6 protein-coding genes and 1 pseudogene are annotated in these 4579 nt (G+C 65.8%); 2 read left to right on the forward strand and 5 right to left on the reverse strand.

Annotated elements, in window-relative coordinates; all coding sequences use genetic code 11:
- On the forward strand, window positions 1–607 hold a 607-nt coding region (locus VD972_RS41585), incomplete at its 5' end, for an ATP-binding cassette domain-containing protein (RefSeq protein ID WP_414654212.1).
- On the opposite strand, the pseudogene VD972_RS41590 reads toward VD972_RS41585, so the two are convergent.
- A pseudogene (locus VD972_RS41590) lies at window positions 593–703 on the reverse strand (MnmC family methyltransferase); the annotation flags it as partial. The gene VD972_RS41585 and the pseudogene VD972_RS41590 overlap by 15 nt on opposite strands.
- A gap of 90 nt (window positions 704–793) precedes the next feature.
- Here VD972_RS41590 and VD972_RS41595 point away from each other — a divergent pair.
- Window positions 794–1366 carry a DUF4256 domain-containing protein gene (locus tag VD972_RS41595; RefSeq protein WP_324994953.1) on the forward strand — a complete coding sequence of 191 codons (573 nt, stop codon included), beginning with the start codon at window positions 794–796 and terminating at the stop codon, window positions 1364–1366.
- 192 nt (window positions 1367–1558) lie between these two features.
- Here the strand turns inward: VD972_RS41595 and VD972_RS41600 are convergent, their stop codons facing one another.
- The 4 genes from VD972_RS41600 to VD972_RS41615 all read right to left on the reverse strand — a co-directional run.
- The gene (locus VD972_RS41600; RefSeq protein WP_324994955.1) at window positions 1559–2383 is read right to left on the reverse strand and encodes a class II glutamine amidotransferase; all 825 of its coding nucleotides are present in this window, start codon (window positions 2381–2383) and stop codon (window positions 1559–1561) included.
- Window positions 2384–2404: 21 nt separating this feature from the next.
- Entirely contained in the window at window positions 2405–3670 is a 1266-nt protein-coding gene (hutI, locus tag VD972_RS41605; RefSeq protein WP_324994957.1) for an imidazolonepropionase, read from the reverse strand.
- A 3-nt stretch (window positions 3671–3673) separates the two neighbouring features.
- Complete coding sequence (locus VD972_RS41610) at window positions 3674–4384, reverse strand: hypothetical protein (protein WP_324994959.1); 711 nt, start codon at window positions 4382–4384, stop codon at window positions 3674–3676.
- Window positions 4385–4428: 44 nt separating this feature from the next.
- The coding region (locus VD972_RS41615) for a hypothetical protein (protein WP_324994961.1) at window positions 4429–4579 on the reverse strand (151 nt) is incomplete at its 5' end.

The raw sequence follows: 4579 nt of genomic DNA on the forward strand, positions 1-4579 counted from the left end.
CAACATCGCCGAAGTGCTCGATCTATCGGTCGAAGAGGCGCTGAGCTTCTTTGGTGCCGGCAAGGCGCACACGCCACCTGCGCACGCCATCCTGCAGCGTATGGCCGACGTGGGGCTCGGCTATCTGCGGCTCGGTCAACCGCTCACCACGCTGTCGGGGGGCGAGCGGCAGCGGCTCAAGCTCGCGACGCACATGGGTGCCGTAGGCGGCGTCTACGTGCTCGACGAGCCGACCACCGGCCTGCACCTGGCCGACCTCGAGCAGCTGCTCGGGCTGCTGGACCGGCTGGTCGACTCCGGCAAGTCGGTCATCGTGATCGAGCACCACCAGGCGGTGATGGCGCACGCCGACTGGATCATCGACCTCGGACCGGGCGCGGGCCACGACGGAGGGCGGCTCGTGTTCGAAGGCACCCCGGCCGACCTGGTGGCGGCAAGGTCGACGCTGACCGGCGAGCACCTGGCGGCATTCGTCGGCAGCGGTCCGAAGGCTGTCCCATCTCGCGGTCGGCAACCCGCTGCCCGGCGCCGACGCAGCGACCGTGGTCTCGCCCTTGGTCCCCGTCGACAACCCGTGGCCCACGAAGAAGCGGGCGAGGAGCAGTGACACGCGCGTCGGCGTGGCGGGGCTGTAGGTCGCCAGCAGCCCACCCTCTCGCGGCGTGCGCGAGCGGATCTGCCGGAGGAAGTCGACCGTCCACATCGTGGGGTTCGACCCAGGACTGGTATTTCAGGCCTGAGGACAGAAAATCATTTCAGTTAACACGCCTGCTCAATAGAGGTAATAAAAGGCATGAAAAACAATAGCAATAAAAAGAAGTTGTCACCAGAACAACGTGAAGAACTACTCAGGGTGGTGAAGGCCCGTTTTGAGAAAAACATGAACCGCCATAAAGGTCTTGAATGGGCTAAAGTACAAGCAAAGCTGGAAGCCAATACTGAAAAACTGTGGTCACTCAATGAAATGGAAAGAACTGGCGGTGAACCGGACGTTGTTGGTCAGGATAAAAAGACGGGCGAATACATTTTTTATGATTGTTCAGCGGAAAGCCCTAAAGGCCGCAGAAGTGTTTGTTACGACCGCGAAGGGCTGGAATCAAGGAAAGAACATAAGCCGGGAAATAACGCTATTGATATGGCTGCTGCCATGGGCATTGAAATTTTATCGGAAGAACAATATCGAGAGTTGCAGAAGCTTGGAAATTTCGATGCGAAAACATCGAGCTGGGTGAAAACACCTTCTGATATTAGAAAGCTCGGTGGTGCCCTCTTTGCTGATTTCCGCTACGGCAATGTCTTCGTGTATCACAACGGTGCACAATCTTGCTATGCCGTCAGGGCGTTCCGTGGCTCGCTACGGGTCTGAGTTCTGCACAGACAGTTAAAGCGGAGAGGGGCTGACCTCTTTGCGCTGGCGAATCATCTCCAAGCCCTTGGAGAGGGCTGTTCCCATCGGGGTGTCGCCACTGGCGCTCCTAGCTGGATCAACTGCGCTTAGCAGCGATAAGGATGAGGCTTACCCCTCCGTGCAGTCCCGCGCTTGTGCCCTCCAACTGTTTTAACCCACCACCGTGAGATCCGAGAGGCGCCAGCGGTGCACCACCAGCCGGCCATCCACGCCGATCACCTCGTCCTCGGAGACCGCGTCCCACGCGGTGTGGTTGCCGCACAGCGCCTCGCTCGCGATGAGGAGCTGATCGAGCCGGGTGCCGTGCTGGATGGGCGCCGCCTTGCTCGAGTCCGCGCGCCGCCCGTCCGAGAGGAACAGTGTGCGATTGCGGCGCGTGGCCACCATGACCTCACCGTTGGTGACCAGGAAGTTCATCGCCGAGCGCTCCTGCCCAGGCTCGTCCGTGATCGCGGCCACCCGCTCCATCGTCTCGGCCAGCGCGATCGCCACGTCCTCCATGCGCACCGTCCCCTCCAGCGCGTTGCGCGAGGCCAGCTGCGTCAGGAAGATGTGGAAGCACCGCTCGGAGTCCGTCGTCCCACGGATGTTCTTGCGCAGATCCTCGCGGATGAGCGCCTCCACGGCTCCTCGGTGCTGCTCGAAGTTCTTCAGCGTCCCGTTGTGCACGAAGGACCAGTGGCCATACAGGAACGGGTGTGAGTTGCGCAGCTCCACCGCCCCCACCGACGCCAGCCGCACGTGCGCTACCACGGTGTGCGAGGACACCAGGCTGCTCACGCGGTGGAAGTCCGGATCGCTGTGCGCCGGGCCCACGCCGTGGGCCACCTTGGGCTGCGACTCCACGCCATACGCCGCGATTCCCCACCCGTCCTTGTGCTCGCGCGACTGGATGACGAGCGAGTTCCTCTCAGTCACAAGAGCCGGGTGAACGGCAGCTGGCACAGCAGAGCGGAAACCAAAAAGACGGCACATGGCTTTCGAATCAGGCCCCTCTCATTCACAGTGTGCCATACCCGCACGGATGACAACGCGCCCGCCCTTCAACACTGTTCGCGAGTGGTTCACTCCAAGGTGGTAGGGTAGGTGTCTGTAGTTTGAGCACGAGAAAAGGACGAGGTCCGCCACATCTCCCACAGCGAGCCGCCCGTGCGAGGGCAGGCCCAGGGCGAGAGCGGCGCCTCGGGTGGTTGCCCAGTACACCTCTGCCGCCGTGAGCCCGTTCTCCAGGCAGCCGAGCCCCATGGCCAGGGGAAGATTTTCCGTCATCGCCGAGCCCGGATTGAGGTTCGTCCCCAAGGCGATATTGACGCCTGCATCGCGCAGCTTGCGGCCAGGGGCGTAGGGCCTCATGCGCAGGAAGAGGGTAGAGGTGGGGACAAGGACGGCAGTGACGTCCGCGGTGGCCAGCGCGCGGATGCCGGCCTCGCTCACATGCTCCAGGTGATCCACGGTGGCGGCGCCCAGCTCGGCTGCCAGCTCCGCGCCCCCGCCCGAGGTGAGCTGATCCCCGTGCAGCCGCGGCCGCATCCCCAGCACCTTCGCGGCGGTGAGGAGCCGGTAGGCATCGTCCGGAGTGAAGGCGCTCTGCTCGACGAAGATGTCGCAGAAGCGGGCCAGGCCCTCGCGGGCCACGGCGGGGAGGATCTCCTGGATGCACAGCTCCACGTACGCCTCGCGGCGGCCCTTGAACTCCTCGGGCAGCGCGTGGGCGCACAGCAGCGTGGGCACCAGCTCCACCGGCGTGAGGCTCGCGAGCCGGCGCACCACCCGCAGCATCTTCAGCTCGTTCTCCACGTCCAGCCCGTAGCCGCTCTTCACCTCTACCGTCGTCACGCCCTGCTCCAACAAGCGCTGGAGCCGGGGCAGGTCAAGGCGCACCAGCTCCTCTTCGCTCGCGGCCCGGGTGGCGCGCACGGTGCTGACGATCCCGCCTCCGGCCTGGGCGATCTGCAGATAGGTGGCGCCCTGGCAGCGCAGGTCGAACTCGGCGGAGCGCTCCCCTGCGAAGACCAGGTGCGTGTGCGGATCCACGAAGCCGGGGCCCACCATCCGCCCCTCGGCATCCAGCACCTCGGTGCGTGGCCCCACGGCGCCGGGCGGCAGCTCCGCCTCCTGCCCCACCCACGCCACGAGGCCGCCGCGCACGCCCACACAGGCGCGCGGGCGGGGGGTGAGGGCCTGCTCCGCGGGCTCCCGGTGCGAGCCCTCCACGGTGAGCACCTCGGAGGTGTTGCGGACGAGCAGGTCCAGTGGCTGCATGGCTCAGCGCCCCCAGCGGACGCCGAGGATGGGCGCGTTCCAGCCCTCTGCTCCGCTGGCCTTCACCCGGCCAGAGCCCCCGGACATCTCGATCTGATCCGCCTTGCCCAGGGGAAGCCGCATCACCAGCGCCCCGCCGTAGTGCAGGGTGGTGGCGTTCAACCCCTGGCTCGCGAAGACCTGGTGGATGCCCAGGAAGGGCACCACTCCCACGGACACCCGGTCCTCGGGAGAGAAGTAGAGGGCGACGGACGTCTCGGCGCCGATGATGCTGCCCGGGCCCCCGCGTGTATCGAGGCCGAAGTCCGTCGCGCCGCGCAGCACGATCGAAGGCGCAATGCCCAGGGTGGGCGTGCCGTACCAACTGGACAGGCCCACGTAGACGCCGTAGCCCGGCAGCGGGAGCGGGTAGTAGATCTCGCCGTTCAATCCCAGGTGCAGCGCGAGCTTCTCGTCCAGCGGCTTCTGCACCGCGAAGTCGTAGGAGACCGACCACTGCCGCGGGGAGAAGCTGGCGCGATCGCCGGAGAAGTTCTGCTCGGCGGGATCGAAGCTGGTCTGTGCGGCGAGCGGAGCCGACATGCGCGGACCGCTCCGCAGGCCCGCATGGATCAGGCTCTCCTGAGGGTGGCCTGGCCCCAGTCGCATCACCATCGGGCTCAGGGTGGCGGGGGCGCAGCCGGCCAGCAAGGCCAGCGCCGCAAGCGCCACCACCCCCCATCCTCCACGTCTCGGGAAGGGAGTCGCCACGAGGGGCCTCACACCGTGACGCCGGGGATCTTCACCCCGCGCTTGTGGGCAACGTCGACTGCCTCGGGATAGCCCGCGTCCACATGCCGCAGCACGCCCATGCCGGGATCCGAGGTGAGCACGCGCTCGATGCGTCGCGCTGCCTCTTGCGTGCCGTCC

Origin of the sequence: Hyalangium sp. (assembly GCF_035629615.1) — a bacterium.
Classification (GTDB): Bacteria; Myxococcota; Myxococcia; order Myxococcales; family Myxococcaceae; genus Hyalangium.